Source organism: Acidaminococcus sp. AM33-14BH, assembly GCF_003603525.1.
Classification (GTDB): Bacteria; Bacillota; Negativicutes; order Acidaminococcales; family Acidaminococcaceae; genus Acidaminococcus; species Acidaminococcus intestini.
This window is the reverse complement of record NZ_QTNG01000010.1, coordinates 90,256-105,969: the sequence shown is the minus strand read 5'-3', so window position 1 is coordinate 105,969 and position 15,714 is coordinate 90,256. Positions and strand designations below refer to the sequence as shown.

The window sequence follows — 15,714 nt, the reverse complement described above, 5'->3', positions numbered from 1 at the left end:
AATCCTTGGCAGCAGAAAATAGTTTTGTCCTTAAAAGTCGAAACGAGCAATCTTCGAGGAGAGGCACCCTGTCCGGTCTTTTATCTCTGAGCTCGATTTCTCCAAAATCGATCCGCCCCGCCAGGGCGGAACGGCTTTCGCCGTCTCTGAGGCGAAACACGAAGGCAAAGACCGTAAGGCAAAGACTCGACCTGTTAACGCCGTGCGTCACGTTCTTTTGCTTGACAGCCAGATCCGCAGGATCGAGACAGCCATTCGGCCCACAGGATGGATATAATAGCTCGACAACCTTCTCTCCGATCAAAAGAGCTGTAGAACAACCAACGCACTAGACCGAATAGACAGCTTGACAGCCCTTTCCCCTACCCTCAACCGTGAGGCTTTCCGTCCTACAATACGCTATGAGCCCATTGCTTCGGAGTTATCTTTCCGAAAGCAATGGGCTCACGTGTTACATCAAATCGAAGCAATGGCTGCTCCGACTAAAATATGAACTTAATCTCTCAGCATCCCGCCGAACTTATCCTGGACGTTGGCAACGATCTGTTTGATGACGTCGTCGACGTCTTTATCCTGGAGGGTGCGGGTAACATCCTGGAAGGTGAGGTTAAAGGCGACAGATTTATAGCCAGATTTAACCTGTTTGCCCGTATAGACATCGAAGATGCGGACGTCTACGAGGAGGGCACCGCCTTCTTTGCGGATTTCGGCTTCAAGGTCGCTTGCGGAGACACCCGCTTTTACAACGACGGCGATATCACGGGAAACGCTCGGGAATTGCGGGACGTGTTCGAACTGTGGAATCTGTTCAGCACTCTTGACGAAAGGTGCAATCTCCACTTCGAGAACGTAGGTTTCCGCACTGAGGCCAAAGCGGTCCTGAACGGTCGGATGGATGGCTCCCATGAAGCCGATGACTTTCCCTTCATAGCTGATGGCGCAGCTCTTTCCAGGATGGAGGAAAACTTCCTTCGTCGGTCCATAGGAGAGGCCTTTCACTTGGAGGCTGTCCATGACTTCTTCAAGGGCGCCTTTGATGTCATAGAAGTCGATGGCGTCTTTAGCCGTATTCCAAGAAAGGGGGTTGCGTTTGCCGCTCATGGCAATGGCAAGGACCATCTTTTCTTCTGGGAAGTCCGTAAGCGGCAGGGTTTTCGGAATGAAGACGCGGCCCACTTCAAAGATGGCTGTCCGTTCGCTCTGACGGGCCTGGTTATACGCAACGGTGGAAAGCAGGCACGGCGTCAGTGTGGTCCGGATGGTGCGGAAATCATCACTGATGGGGTTGATGATCTGTAGGGCCTTGCGGCGGCTGTCATCAGCCGGAAGTCCGAGATTATCAAAGACCTGGGCGTTATAGAAGCTGTAGGTCATGACTTCATCAAGGCCAATGCCGGTCAGGGTGTCGCGGATCATGTCCTTCACATCTTCAATGGGGGCCTGACCGCCACGGGCCATAATGAGTTCCGGCGTCTTCGATTCAATCTTGTCATAGCCATACATACGGGCCACTTCTTCACTGAGATCGGCACTGCAGTCGCAGTCCTTGCGCCAGGTCGGTACGGTGACAACCCAGCTGTCCTCGCCTTTTTCCTCGACAGTAAAGTCTAGGTTTTCGAGGATGGCTTTCATGGTTGCCGCGTCGATGTCGCAGCCAATGCGGGCGGCCAGTTTCGTCGGAGCCGCTTTGATTTCCACCGGTTTTTCCGGTACGGGGTAACATTCAGCCACACCGGGAACGGCTTTGCCGGCGCCAATTTCTTCAAGGAGATAGATGGCGCGGTTCAGGGCGTTATGGTTCAAGATGGTATCGACACCGCGTTCAAAGCGCTGGGACGCTTCGCTGCGAAGGCCCAGGGCTTTTGAGGTCCGGCGGATGGTCGGGCCGTTAAAGGTGGCCGCTTCGAGCATGACCGTCTTTGTGGCGCCCGTTACTTCCGTTTCAAAGCCGCCCATGATGCCGCCAAGGCCAATGCCTTTTTCATCATCACCAATGACGATCATTTCCGGCGAAAGGGCGCGGTCCTGACCATCAAGGGTCTTTAGGTGTTCGCCTTCATGAGCGCGGCGGACGACCCAATGATGGCCGGCCACTTTGTCATAGTCGTAAGCGTGCATAGGCTGGCCCAGTTCCATCATGACGTAGTTTGTGACGTCGACAACGTTATTGATGGGGCGGATATTGACAGCGCGGAGAAGCTTTTGCATCCATTCAGGCGATTCCTTGATTTCAAGGTTTTCAATCATGCGCAGGCCAAAGCGGCTGCATACGTCGGTGGCGACAATATCGACGGTGGCACGGTCACTCGCAGGGGTTCCTTCCCCACTTTCCGGTGCATAGTCCGGTAAATTCAGTTTCGTTCCGAGGACGGCGGCACATTCGCGGGCAAGACCCAGCATGTTGAAGCAGTCACCGCGGTTTGCCGTAAGGTCAATATCAAGGACGACATCATCAAGACCAAGGACGGCTTTGATATCGGCCCCAATAGGTGTATCAGCAGGGAGAATAAAGATGCCGTCGCGCTGCTCGGGAAGAAGCAGTTTGGCGTCGATGCCCAGTTCTCCCGCGCTGCAGAGCATGCCGTTGGAATCAAGGCCGCGCATCTTCACGGGTTTGAGTTCCATGCCGTTCGGCAAATGGGAACCGACCTGAGCTACAGGGACTACATCCCCTTGATGGACGTTCTGGGCACCTGTCAGGATCTGAACCGTATCTCCTTTTCCGAGGTCCATTTGGCAAACCCAAAGATGATCGGAATCAGGATGACGCTCAATAGTCACGACTTTGCCCGTAATGACGCCTTCGATGCCTTCACCCAGGTAAAGGACCTGCTCCACTTCGAGCCCGACGCGGGTAAGTTTATCAGCAAGAACTTCCGGCGTAACCGGAATCTCTACATATTTTTTCAGCCAATTGATTGAAGCTAACATAACAAGCGGCCCCCTTATTTAAACTGACGAATGAAACGCAGGTCATTTTCAAAGAACAGGCGCAGGTCATCGATACCATAACGGAGCATGGCAATTCGTTCGACGCCCATCCCGAAAGCAAACCCGCTGACCTTTTCAGGGTCATAGCCGCTCATGCGCAGGACGTTGGGATGCACCATACCGGCTCCGAGGATTTCGAGCCAGCCGGAGTTCTTGCAGACGCGGCAGCCTTTGCCGCCGCAGATGACGCAGCTGATGTCGACTTCGGCGGACGGTTCCGTAAAGGGGAAGAAGCTCGGACGGAGACGAATCTTGACGGAAGAGCCAAACATTTCTTTGCAGAAGAGTTCCAGCGTCCCTTTGAGGTCGGCCAGGCTGATATTTTTATCGACGACAAGGCCTTCGACCTGGTGGAACATGGGGGAATGGGTTGCGTCATAGTCATTGCGGTACACCGTGCCCGGGCAGATCATGCGGATGGGGCTGTTGGGCGTACGGGACTGCATGGTACGAGCCTGTACAGGAGAGGTCTGGGTCCGCATGAGGAATTCATCGGTCAGATAGAACGTGTCCTGCATGTCGCGGGCCGGATGATCCTTAGGCAGGTTCAGTGCCTCAAAGTTAAAATAGTCATTTTCAATTTCAGGACCTTCGGCGACTTCAAACCCCATGCGCATGAAGACCTTTTTGATCTCACGCAGGGTGAGCGTCACAGGATGCAGATGCCCTTCGGCTGCCTTGCGGCCCGGCAAGGTCACGTCAATCTTTTCAGACGCCATTTTTTCTTCAAGCTGGCGGGCTTCAAGCAGTTTCATTTGGTCAGCAATGCGGGCTTCCACCTTGCTGCGCACTTCATTCACCATTTTGCCCACTTTTGGACGTTCTTCGGCGGCTACACTGCCGAGACCGCGCAGGATTTCGGTCAGGGCGCCTTTTTTGCCCAAATACTGCACACGGATGTTCTTCAAGTCATCCACACATTTGACTTCGCCTAAGTCCTTGCGGATCTTTTCCCGCAGTTCCTCCAGTTTGTCGTACATACCAACGCCTCCTAAAAAAAATGACCTCCACCCCGGAAAAGGGGCGAAGGTTCGCGGTACCACCCTAATTTGTACTTCATTGCGGCCGTAACGCAGCCTGCGCCATCCCTACTCTGTTCAGGACGGATGCTCCCAAGTGAACTTCCCTCTCGCTTCTGTGCGCAGCTCCCACCTTGCCTGCGCTCTCTGGGACACCAGCCAAAAGGTACTCTCTTGTTCATCACATAAGTATGGAATTAATAGAAGTATTATAGCATTATGGGAGGAGGAAGGCAAGGGGCGGCCAGCTATGAAGAACCTCGGTGCACAAATCGTGCCGATTATCCAGAGCAACGTGCCTCCATTGCTTGCTTCTTATGATTATGAATGCAATGGCAGCATGACGATTCATACGAAGCTGCGTACCACACTCTCATTTCACTGTCGCCAAAAAAATATCACCGTCTTTCTGAGTAAATTCGTGCAGCGAACTTACTCATAGGGCAGCGACGATAGGAGCAGTCAGAGTTTCCTCTGCCGGCAAAGCCGGTGCTCCAAGGTGAAACCGCAGAGTGCGAGTCGGATTATCCCTTACATCCGCCTAAGTTAGAATCTGGCGGATGCAAAAGTAACGGAACGGCTTTTGTGTACGATGATGTTGCAAACAGTCTTTCTTAGCAGGATTGTATCCAGCGAGCTTGCTTGCGGGAGTGGGTAGTGGATGAAAAGAGGCGTTTTTCCCCCGACGTCTCCGCATAAGCAGTAGCGGGGAACACTTTTCGCTAGTTCGAGGCTGCCTGTAAGCACAGTCTGCTGTGCTTAGCAGTCCGTAGAACCGTGTTATCGAAAAATTTATTCAGTCCCCGCCCGAAGGGCGGTTTGGGGCGCGCCTTATTATCGGTATTAAATGCGGATTTTATAATCTCACATCATCGTGTACCATTACAAATAAGGAATCATAACGAAAAAGACATGCCGCTATGCAGCATGTCTTTCAAAATTCTCTGGCAGGAGTACTAGGATTCGAACCCAGATCCACGGTTTTGGAGACCGTTGCTCTACCATTGAACTATACTCCTATGGAGCGGAAAACGAGATTCGAACTCGCGACCCCCACCTTGGCAAGGTGATGCTCTACCACTGAGCTACTTCCGCATTGGCGACCCAGGACGGACTCGAACCGACGATCTCCGCCGTGACAGGGCGGCATTCTAACCAACTGAACTACTGGGCCAATCAGTCACCTGACAGATATAGATGATACCATAGTTTTTAATACTTGGCAAGCACCTTTTTAAAAAACTTTTCGCATCAGGCATGGAAACCTTTCAGCCTTTCTCCTCTATTTCAAACGGAAATAATAGGTCTTTGCCGTCATGTTCTTCGGGTTGCTTGTTGAATGGATTTCAAAGATATTAAGGGAACGGATGAAGTCAAGGAATTTCTTATATCCATAAACACGCACGTCAAAGTCCGGATATTGGCGAATGACGAGATTACCCAAATAACTTGAACTGATCCAACCATTATCATTGGAATTCTCATCGGTAAGTTTGATCAGGGCACTGCGGATGGCCCGCACTTTTTTATTACCTTCCTGGACCGCTTTGCTGGGTTTTACATGATTTTTTTGCCCAGCAGGTTCTTCCTGGAGCGCTGTTTGTTCGGATTCAGGCATATCTTCCCGTTTTGATTCCGCATAAAGGACGTCAAGATACAGGAATCGATTGCAAGCGGAGATAAAGGAGCGCGGTGTCTTGCTCTCCCCCATCCCTAAGACGTACTTATCCGATTCACGCAGGCGGGATGCCAGGCGCGTAAAGTCGCTGTCTGATGAGACAATGCAGAATCCATCAAGTTGGGTCCGGTAAAGCAGATCCATCGTATCAATGATGAGGGCCGAATCACTTGAATTTTTGCCGCTTGTGTTGCTGTATTGCTGTACTGGCTGGATTGCGTTATCGAGAATGGTCGACTTCCAGCTCCCCATCTGCGGACTTGTCCAGTTACCATAAATGCGTTTATAGATGACATTCCCCAGATTGTTTGCTTCTGAAAGGATGATATCGATATATTGCGGAGAAATATTTTCTGCATCAATGAGCAGTGCAAATTTTTTATCTTGTTCCATAGTAAAAAGCTCCTTATGTGGATGGTTCGTTGTGGATAGTCTTATTATACAGGATTTATAGGAGATAAGAAAGGGAGAGGGAGTGTTTAGGTAGATGCTCAGCGCCCAAATCGTATCATAGACTAAATAAGTGGGAGACCACAGCTGAAAGGAGACAATCTAATCTGGCCTGGATGGAAGTTGAATTAAATTTCCAAAGTGCAGCCAATTTTTACTTTTTCTTCATTAAGTTTTCATACATTTCTCAAAAAGAACAACCCCGCAGCTGCGGGGAATACAGGAGTTCGCTGCTAAGTCTAGGTTTAGTACAAGGGACACCCCTGCATGCGCGGGGAATACGTTGATCCGGCTGCGATTGTTGCTCGGACGAAGGGGTCATCCCCGCATGCGCGGAGAATGCTTATGGAGTAGTTAGCTTGTAAGCAGCCTACCTTCGTAATTCACGCCAGCCGTTGACGTTTAGAACGATAAAAAAGAGTGTGGTAAAAAGAAGTGTTGCTTGTAAGAAGTATTCTGAACGGAAAATCACAAGACAAACGAGTGTGATGCCAATTCCAGATACGCCCGTCCAAAAAAGTGTGATGGGAAGTGCCATCAACAAACCAAGTAAAGCCGTAATTTTTGAATTAGACCCCATGATGATCACCTCTTTAGGTTCATCCCCGCATGCGCGTGGAATGCCCATACGCCGCCTGAAATTCGACGCTGGTGGCGGGTTCATCCCCGCGTGCGCGGGGAATACTCGCAACGCTGATAATACTTGCACGGAATTCCTTTGAATATAACGTCATTGGGTTTTGGGTCATCATACATATCAGTGTATATCTCGCAAGTACATTTTTGGTATTCCTCTATCGTCGTAAAAATACAGTCTTTGCATTGCTCGCAATTTTTGGAGTTGTCGCTCCATACTTCGCTATCATAACGGCTGAGATTCTCTTTCTTCATAGACGTCCTCCCTTATTTTTGGCTATCAGCAACTTCAAGGTCAATGTATATCTTGCTTGAATTTGTATCTTTTTCAACCTTCGTTATCAAAAACACCGTCCCGCTTTCAAGATAATATCAACCGTTCACATTACTTCAATCCACGCCCCACGTGCATGGGGCGACTTTTGGACTGACGGGATTATGCGGAGCAGGGGCGACTTCAATCCACGCCCCACATGCGTGGGGCGACGCGAGCCAATGGAGACGACCGTTATCCCTGAGCAGACTTCAATCCACGCCCCATATGCGTGGGGCGACCTTTTGTTGTCTATATCATATCATAGAGTTTCTTCCTTCAATCCACGCCCCACATGCGTGGGGCGACGTCTGAGATTATCCGTCCGGCACTTGCTGACCGGCCTTCAATCCACGCCCCACATGCGTGGGGCGACAGTCTATACCACGGAGGTTGGCGGAGCATAGACAAACTTCAATCCACGCCCCACATGCGTGGGGCGACTGTGTGTTGTTCATGTTCAGTCCTCCATCGCTTTACTTCAATCCACGCCCCACATGCGTGGGGCGACGTGGCACTCAGGAGCGTAAGGCCAGGCGCAAAAAACTTCAATCCACGCCCCACATGCGTGGGGCGACTGTCTACACGGGAGACACTTTGTGGTCAGTCTGTACTTCAATCCACGCCCCACATGCGTGGGGCGACCGTTAAAGCCGCAATCAGCGACCGGAAACGTGCTACTTCAATCCACGTCCCACATGCGTGGGGCGACTGCAATCAGCCAGATGGCTTCCTGGCTTTTTGCACTTCAATCCACGCCCCACATGCGTGGGGCGACGCCATGAAAATTATTGATAACGCTTTAAAAAATTGACTTCAATCCACGCCCCACATGCGTGGGGCGACCAGTTTCTGGCGCGCCTACGCCGCTAAGCACTAAACTTCAATCCACGCCCCACATGCGTGGGGCGACACCCAGCCCGATATCACTTAGGGCCGGGCACGCTACTTCAATCCACGCCCCACATGCGTGGGGCGACCTTTGATATTTTCAGCCCGGCAAAGGCAACCGATACTTCAATCCACGCCCCACATGCGTGGGGCGACACTATTCCAATTCACCATCGCATCCGCCCTCTAATCACTTCAATCCACGCCCCACATGCGTGGGGCGACCGCAATGCAATATATCTTGAAAATGACGTTAAAACTTCAATCCACGCCCCACATGCGTGGGGCGACACCCAGCCCGATATCACTTAGGGCCGGGCACGCTACTTCAATCCACGCCCCACATGCGTGGGGCGACTCCCCCTTGACCGAACTGTCACGGCGGACGAATACACTTCAATCCACGCCCCACATGCGTGGGGCGACCAGCGCGCCAATTTTCAAGGGCTTCAGTGATTGTACTTCAATCCACGCCCCACATGCGTGGGGCGACTAGCGTGCCAGCAAAATATCAACCGACCAGCAAAACTTCAATCCACGCCCCACATGCGTGGGGCGACTATGGATATTTAATTTCAGCCATCATATCATCCGACTTCAATCCACGCCCCACATGCGTGGGGCGACTATCTCCGTAAAAATATTGATTTTGATAGAGCGGCGACTTCAATCCACGCCCCACATGCGTGGGGCGACCTTTTGGGCGGTTTTATGGGAAAAAACTATACCGACTTCAATCCACGCCCCACATGCGTGGGGCGACTCGGGACTTTCATGGCAACGCCCATGACAGCTAACTTCAATCCACGCCCCACATGCGTGGGGCGACGAAAACTTAGTTCTCGGGAACGAGTCGTGAAAATACTTCAATCCACGCCCCACATGCGTGGGGCGACGACTATTGTTGCAACGAGGACGCCAACGTCGCAAACTTCAATCCACGCCCCACATGCGTGGGGCGACCTCAAGCTGTCTAAGTAGCTCAAGCGCATCCCCATACTTCACTCCACGCCCCACATGCGTGGGGCGACCAAGGCTCAGGCCGATATCGTAGTAGTCGACGTGACTTCAATCCACGCCCCACATGCGTGGGGCGACGCCACCATCACCATGATGGCCAAGGAACGAGGCTGACTTCAATCCACGCCCCACATGCGTGGGGCGACCGCAAACTGCGGCAATGTTCGCTTCCATTTGTAACTTCAATCCACGCCCCACATGCGTGGGGCGACGTGACCGGGAGGCGCTGCAGTACTTTGGCAGCCTGACTTCAATCCACGCCCCACATGCGTGGGGCGACATATAAACGATGACTGGACTATTTTGGGGGACGAACTTCAATCCACGCCCCACATGCGTGGGGCGACAAGCCTACGCTCGTGCCCGCGTCTGACAAGCGTACTTCAATCCACGCCCCACATGCGTGGGGCGACCCCGCTCAGCCCCCAGTCGTTCCACAGGCCTCAGCACTTCAATCCACGCCCCACATGCGTGGGGCGACGGGGCCGTCCTTGATGAGTATGGGCAAATGCGGACTTCAATCCACGCCCCACATGCGTGGGGCGACCTTTCTCTACAAACTTGCAGTCAAGGCCATCCTACTTCAATCCACGCCCCACATGCGTGGGGCGACAGCAGGTTGTCTTCACGGACTATCTCCCGGCTTTGACTTCAATCCACGCCCCACATGCGTGGGGCGACCAAAATGGGTACATTTGTTTTGGTTCGTTTTTTGACTTCAATCCACGCCCCATATGCGTGGGGCGACCTTTTGTTGTCTATATAATAACATATACTTTCAAACTTCAATCCACGCCCCACATGCGTGGGGCGACGGATAGCGCTTCAAGAGATTTTCGCACATCACGCACTTCAATCCACGCCCCACATGCGTGGGGCGACAGCTACATATTGTGTAATTTTCACAATATCCAGCACTTCTTATCATTTTACCTTATAAAATCGATTATTTCCATAAGCAATATTTTATATGATAAGAAATCTAAAGTGCGAAACCGTTAGTAGAATTCAAATTACCGGAGATTCGCATCATTTTACTGGTGCACATTAAATGATGATTGCACCGTCTATATCATACCCATTGTTGACACCCATCGTTTCTATTTTACTTTTATAATTCTTACTAAGTCTATAGAAACGAATGCTATCCTTCTCAGCATCCAGGATACTTCGTAGTTCATTTTTTAAAAGCACAAGCTCCGCTTCATCCAATTTGCATTCAAAGACTGAATTCTGCACTCTTTGGCCTTTATTGACACAAGCTTTTGCCACCCGCCTCAAGCGCCGTTTCCCCGCTTCTGTCTCTGTAGAGATATCGTAGGTAATTAAAACATACACAACACACGCTCCTTTTTATTTCCAAAAAAAGGGTGGATAAGCATCTAGGTCTCCCCGCAAATACCGAGCCAATAAATTAGCCTGCACATAAGGCACAAGTCCCCAGGCAATCTTCTCATTAAGGAAAGGATGCGTAATTACTTCATTTTTTCGCTCACGCCACTTTATCAAAGTCTTCTTTCTTCCCATTTCGGTCAGCACGACTGCACCACTGGATTCAATAACAAAATCTTTGGCATTGACTATCCGTTGGTTGATCAAGGACAAAACAAATCGATCTACAACACAGCCTCTGAACTCCTCCAGCATATCTAAAGCAAGGGAAATCCTTCCTGGTCGATCGACATGCATGAACCCTGCATAAGAATCAAGTCCGACAGTTTCTAGCGCACTGGCAAGATCATTTCCCATTACACTGTAATAAAATGACAGCAAAGCATTCACCCGTGTCATGGGAGGTCGTCTAGAACGAGTTCCAAAAATGAACTCCTTCTTTTGATTTAAAATCATTTCATCAAAACAAGAAAAATATCTTTCTTGGGCAATGCCTTCAATTCCTCGCAGTTCATCCAAGCTACGACATTCTTTAACTCTTGAAAGAAATACACCAAGCTGTTTTGATTCAATTTCCAGATGCTTCGTATCTATGCGTGATTCGTATTGCCGGATATACCGTTCCATTATCCACTTCTGATTATAAATCTTAGCAAGAATCATGTTTCTGGCGATATTGCACGATGCTTCTGGGTCATCAGAGATACGATACTGAACACGTCTCAGCAGTATATTGCCCTTACTCGATCCCTGAAAGCGACCAATTAGCCTACCATTTGGAGTGAGATAAGCAACACTCACCCCCATACCATGACATTCTTCGAGAAGTGCCGGGCTCATTCCAACATAGTTAAAAAGAACAACATTTTCAAGATTATGAAGCGGGACACGACCTAATATGGCCTTGTCTTTCTTTACAACAATTGTTTCACCCTGCTTTCCAACATATACATCAGGCGAAGTGACATACAATGTATTTTTGAGCACCTTCACTCTTCTATCACTTCCCGTATATAATCTATCGCTGACCGTGATACACCAATTTCTGGCATGCAGATATCATGAAGAGAACAAGCTTTACATTTGCTAGTTTTTCGCACCCGCGGGACATACGCCTGTTGATAATATCGGTTCATCTCTAAAACAATTTCTTTTACACGCATCTTTACTTCTTCAGTTATGGGAACAAGAAGTCTATGACGAGTCTCAAAATAGTAAACATACCCTTGGGTAATCTTCACACCCATCATTTCTTCCAAGCATATGCTCTGGGCTGCCAACTGCATGATATCGCTCTCATCTTCTTTTTCTTTACCCCTTTTATATTCAACGGGTTGAACGCGATAATTTGCATCATACTTACTGAAATAATCTCCTTCAGGATTTTCGATAAGTTCTACAACATCACATTTCCCTTGAATTCGAAGTTGATGAGAGACGATATGGAGCGATCTCAGCACTCGCTTTCTCCCAATTTTCTCATCAATTGGGCCACAATCTACCTTGTCATGTTTAACTTTTCCATCTGCCGTAAAGTAATTCTCAGACCACTGCTGTTCAAGATGAATAAGTCCCCATTGACGTCTGCAATAGATGAAGTGCTGAATACCTGCTAGTTGCAGGTATTCAGTTTCATTCACTATCTTTAATGAGGATTTCATTTTCCTTCAAGGATTTCCAACTGTAATCCTTTAGCCTTATACGATGCCATCCTATCTGCATCAACCGATACTATATAATCAGTGAAGCTCCTTGCTTCTCCTTCAACACGCTTCTTGGACTTAACTAAATCGTGTATTTTAGCCGAAGATGCGACACCAAGCTTGTCAGGATGGGTAAACCAATAAATCTTTTCAACATTCATACTGCCTTCAGGACGGGCACTTGAAAGATCATTTTCAAATAAGGAGAGGAGCGCTTCCTTAATGGCATTGGCATCTTCATCATTAAAACCTGTTTTCTCGGAGAAGTAGCAATTCATACTGCCGCACACTTTATATACGCCAAACTTGATGAGGTTTTTAGACCCCATTGTATCGCTGGATCTTCCGCCTTCTTTGGTTGCCCGCATTCCGTTGGTACTCCTCGTGATTTGCATTGTTACAGCTGTTACTGGATCCAGGCTCCGTCCCAAGCTAATAGATACAGGTCCCCGGATGCCAATAGACCGTTTTTGATAGGTAATCACCTGACCAAAGCTGCGAATGTCAATCCATTTTTGACAAGCTTGTTCCCTGATTTCTTCAGCCGTATTTTTAGTCGTAAACTGATGGTTGAATCGCTCTTCCAACGATTTAAATCCATCTTGGTTACGATCATTTGCCTGGACAAAAATTTCATATCCCGCATCTTGAAGTCTATTCCGATCTTTTCTCTTGATGCATACATCAGAAACCTCTCCGAATCCTTCATAGTCCGTTCTCGGCATATTTTCAAGAAGTGGATCCCCATTCGGATTGGCATTTTTTACAGAGAAAAATAGAACGAAATCGATTTTTTTGCTTAAAGTTTCCATCATAATGACTCCTTTTCCATTAGTTTTCTTGATTCTCTACTTTATCATCTTCACTTTGCAAAACTTTTTTTGCAAAGAATTGTTGTTTTTGATAATAAAAACCTAAAATAAAATCTTCATTAACAGGCCGATTTAAATTATCTTTTTCATCTGTCAGCTCAGTAAGTTTACTAAACAGTTCTGAAAGAACTTGTTCCATGTGAATAACAAAGCCTTTGTGCGATTTCAAAAGGAATGCACGAGCATATTCAGTTCGCTTTTGTAGTTCCATCGATGTCTTTTGAGGACTTTGAATCATTGAAGTCCACAGTCTATTTGCGTTGGTAGGACGGGCAGAAGATTCTCCATTACCTCCTTTTTTCTTTACCGTCATGGCATAGCTTTCCAGCTGATCAAAAACAGCAAGAATTCGACCGTACGTAAAACTGCGATTATCCATTACAAAGATTTCTCCTTTCTTGTCAACAACAGGGATTTTTAAATCTGTCTTATATTTTTTTATTAAGCTACATGTCGTGCGATGAGCAATTGATTGATGAAATCTGAAAGTAGCTGTGTTTTTCACGCGCTTAAAACTCAATTGCATCAAGTCTCTCGGGAATATTTTTCCTTCGAGCATACACTCCATTAAACGCTCAATCAAATTGACCCGAACGCTCTCTTTTTTTACTGAAATACCCTTTTCAGAATCGTCCCCAATAAGGATATTCGTTATCGTATATAAGGAAGGAGCTGAAGATTTCATTCTTCCATCTTTCATGGAGTATACAGGCCACTCTAAACCATTGAACCAGTATTCAACGCGTTTTTTCAAATCTGAATTATGGAAACTCCTAAAATATTTTATTGCTATGCGCCCATTATTAACTTTTTCCACCATAAGTACGCAGAAATAACTATCAACCTCAGCGTTCACCATCGTTTTGAGACCCGAAAGAAATTCATTAATCGTTTTGCTGCGATTAGCGCCTAAGATAATTTCTGGGGAAGAAGTTTCAAGTTCCACATTTTCGTCTTCATCGTTTTCCTCATCTTCAGGCTCTACCTGACTCGCAGCAATTGGCATCCCACCCATTAGCAGGTCATGCGACATCCAGGAAATTACATAGGAGCTGCCCCCTATATATTGACTAAAGGATTTTGAGTCCATTAAAAACTTTAGCATGTTGTGAACCTTTTGAGATGTTCTATAGCCAACATGCACAATTTCTTCTCCCGTTTCAAATCGTCCACGATAAGCCTCAATATGATTGCTTATACCAATTACTTTAGCGTTTCCAATAATGCCCCTATGAGTAAAGACACAATACTGCTTCTCCCCAGAAATATCACAGAAATCAACGTTATCTGTTTTTGTTTCAATCTGATGCTCCACGTAATCGACATAATATTGATGAAGATTCGTTGCTAGTTGACTTCTAGTTATTATTCCCGGTATCTCCACATGAATGGTAACGAATATCTTGTCCAAAGCAAGATCAAAGCGCTTTATTTTTCCCTTCTCTTCTTTATCCCAATAGATTTTATCTTCATCGATAATACCATTTTCTTCCGAATGACCGATTGAATAATGCTCTCCATCTGTCGTTTTCTTAATAACATCAAGAACATCTTTTTTCACATCACCATTTTTTACATAAGTAAAGATGGCATGAAGAATGGGGTTAGGATGCTCCTTCTCATACTCAATAAATGGTTCCAAATTCTCTAAGTAATCTTCATGCTTATCTCTATCCTTATTTCGCTTCTTTGGAGATGTAACAAAAGTTCCCGCAACATACTCAAAATTGTCGAAAAGCGGATGAGGGCAAGAATTTGCAGTGCGAACAGCAGATTCTTCAGTTACAGGAAATACAATATATTCGTCCTTATCTAAAAATCTTCCGTCAACGTATTTCCCATCTTTAGATATTGTTAGTTCGACAATATCAAGCTTGCCTGCACTTTTGCGATTGGAGTGATATAAAGGCATAATGGTTGGAATCTTAGGGTCTATTAACCTATCAACTAAATTTTCCGATTCAGCATATTCATACGTCTTGAGAAGCATTTGGAATAGATTCATTATCTATATCACCTACCTTATTATATTCTTCCCATTCTTTTTCGACAGATTTGATGTCTTTTTTCATAAATTGCTTGACTTTGTATTCATTCAATCTATGCTGGATAGCACACTCTTCCGGTCTCTTAAAACGGATTGTTCCATCTTGCATAACAATCGAATCAAATTGGGAATAAAGCGTTCCTTCTCCCTTCTTATTCAGCGCATAATCTTGGTAGGAAAAGGAATGAAACATAATCCCTAAAGACACAGTGCCATGAATTGGCGATGATAATTTTTCATATTCACCTTTTCGGAGTCTTGAAACTGTACCAATACATTCCCTTGTTCCAAGAAAGATATCATGGCGTCCCCCTCTTGCCATAGAGCGAAGCAGAATTTGTTCATGCTTGATTTCATTTTGATCTTGCTGCAGTTCCGGTCGGTTTTCAGCCCATTCAAAATGGAATTTGATTGCATAAGACACGTCCCTCAAATAAGTAAAATGACTCAGGTCCTTGCTTCCATTATTCATAGGAAGAAGGATTCCTTTTGTCTCTGTTTGAATCGGTTTCAGTACTTTTACTTCGTCAATCAAGTAGTACAGTGTGGGTTTCCAATAAACGGCCTCCACGATACCCTTTAGGGCCTGCATGGTAGGCACTATATAGCTTACTTTTTCTCCTAGCCCTTTGTTCAAAGGATCAGTAAAAAGAGCATAAGGTCCATCAATTTTCATATAGAATGGATTTGATGCAAACAAGA

10 protein-coding genes, 3 tRNA genes, 1 CRISPR repeat array and 1 other annotated feature are annotated in these 15,714 nt (G+C 47.1%); all 13 genes read right to left on the bottom strand.

All coding sequences use genetic code 11. From position 1 onward, the window contains the following. Positions 1–495 precede the first annotated feature (495 nt). The 13 genes from pheT to cas5c all read right to left on the bottom strand — a co-directional run bounded on the left by pheT (position 496) and on the right by cas5c (position 15,712). Positions 496–2,931, bottom strand: coding sequence for a phenylalanine--tRNA ligase subunit beta (gene pheT, locus DW817_RS08185; RefSeq protein WP_021737073.1), 2,436 nt, complete (start codon positions 2,929–2,931; stop codon positions 496–498). A gap of 14 nt (positions 2,932–2,945) precedes the next feature. After that, positions 2,946–3,971: a phenylalanine--tRNA ligase subunit alpha gene (gene pheS / locus DW817_RS08180; RefSeq protein WP_021737090.1), complete on the bottom strand. Its 1,026-nt coding sequence runs from the start codon at positions 3,969–3,971 to the stop codon at positions 2,946–2,948. A gap of 36 nt (positions 3,972–4,007) precedes the next feature. Further along, positions 4,008–4,201 (bottom strand) — a binding site (T-box leader). A 754-nt stretch (positions 4,202–4,955) separates the two neighbouring features. Continuing rightward, positions 4,956–5,029, bottom strand: a tRNA-Trp gene (locus DW817_RS08175). A gap of 1 nt (position 5,030) precedes the next feature. Then, positions 5,031–5,105: transfer RNA gene (locus tag DW817_RS08170), tRNA-Gly, on the bottom strand. A 2-nt stretch (positions 5,106–5,107) separates the two neighbouring features. Next, positions 5,108–5,184: transfer RNA gene (locus DW817_RS08165), tRNA-Asp, on the bottom strand. A gap of 108 nt (positions 5,185–5,292) precedes the next feature. Continuing rightward, positions 5,293–6,081 carry an NYN domain-containing protein gene (locus DW817_RS08160; protein WP_021737077.1) on the bottom strand — a complete coding sequence of 263 codons (789 nt, stop codon included), beginning with the start codon at positions 6,079–6,081 and terminating at the stop codon, positions 5,293–5,295. Between the two features lie 427 nt (positions 6,082–6,508). Then, positions 6,509–6,766 carry a hypothetical protein gene (locus DW817_RS08155; protein ID WP_133300528.1) on the bottom strand — a complete coding sequence of 86 codons (258 nt, stop codon included), beginning with the start codon at positions 6,764–6,766 and terminating at the stop codon, positions 6,509–6,511. A gap of 395 nt (positions 6,767–7,161) precedes the next feature. After that, positions 7,162–9,880: direct repeats of the CRISPR family, unit length 33 nt; unit sequence ACTTCAATCCACGCCCCACATGCGTGGGGCGAC. Positions 9,881–10,045: 165 nt separating this feature from the next. Beyond that, positions 10,046–10,336, bottom strand: coding sequence for a CRISPR-associated endonuclease Cas2 (gene cas2, locus DW817_RS08145; RefSeq protein ID WP_021737124.1), 291 nt, complete (start codon positions 10,334–10,336; stop codon positions 10,046–10,048). A gap of 15 nt (positions 10,337–10,351) precedes the next feature. Next, entirely contained in the window at positions 10,352–11,383 is a 1,032-nt protein-coding gene (cas1c, locus tag DW817_RS08140) for a type I-C CRISPR-associated endonuclease Cas1c (protein WP_021737117.1), read from the bottom strand. After that, on the bottom strand, positions 11,380–12,051 hold the full coding sequence (cas4, locus tag DW817_RS08135; RefSeq protein ID WP_021737112.1) for a CRISPR-associated protein Cas4: 672 nt from the start codon (positions 12,049–12,051) through the stop codon (positions 11,380–11,382). The genes cas1c and cas4 overlap by 4 nt, the downstream gene beginning before the upstream one ends. Continuing rightward, positions 12,048–12,905 (bottom strand): type I-C CRISPR-associated protein Cas7/Csd2, encoded by an 858-nt coding sequence (cas7c, locus tag DW817_RS08130; protein ID WP_120112019.1) that lies wholly within the window; start codon positions 12,903–12,905, stop codon positions 12,048–12,050. Before cas7c ends, cas4 begins: the two co-directional genes overlap by 4 nt. A 19-nt stretch (positions 12,906–12,924) precedes the next feature. Further along, the gene (gene cas8c / locus DW817_RS08125; protein ID WP_021737096.1) at positions 12,925–14,970 is read right to left on the bottom strand and encodes a type I-C CRISPR-associated protein Cas8c/Csd1; all 2,046 of its coding nucleotides are present in this window, start codon (positions 14,968–14,970) and stop codon (positions 12,925–12,927) included. Then, positions 14,936–15,712 (bottom strand): type I-C CRISPR-associated protein Cas5c, encoded by a 777-nt coding sequence (gene cas5c, locus DW817_RS08120; protein ID WP_021737113.1) that lies wholly within the window; start codon positions 15,710–15,712, stop codon positions 14,936–14,938. Before cas5c ends, cas8c begins: the two co-directional genes overlap by 35 nt. Between the last annotated feature and the right edge of the window lie 2 nt (positions 15,713–15,714).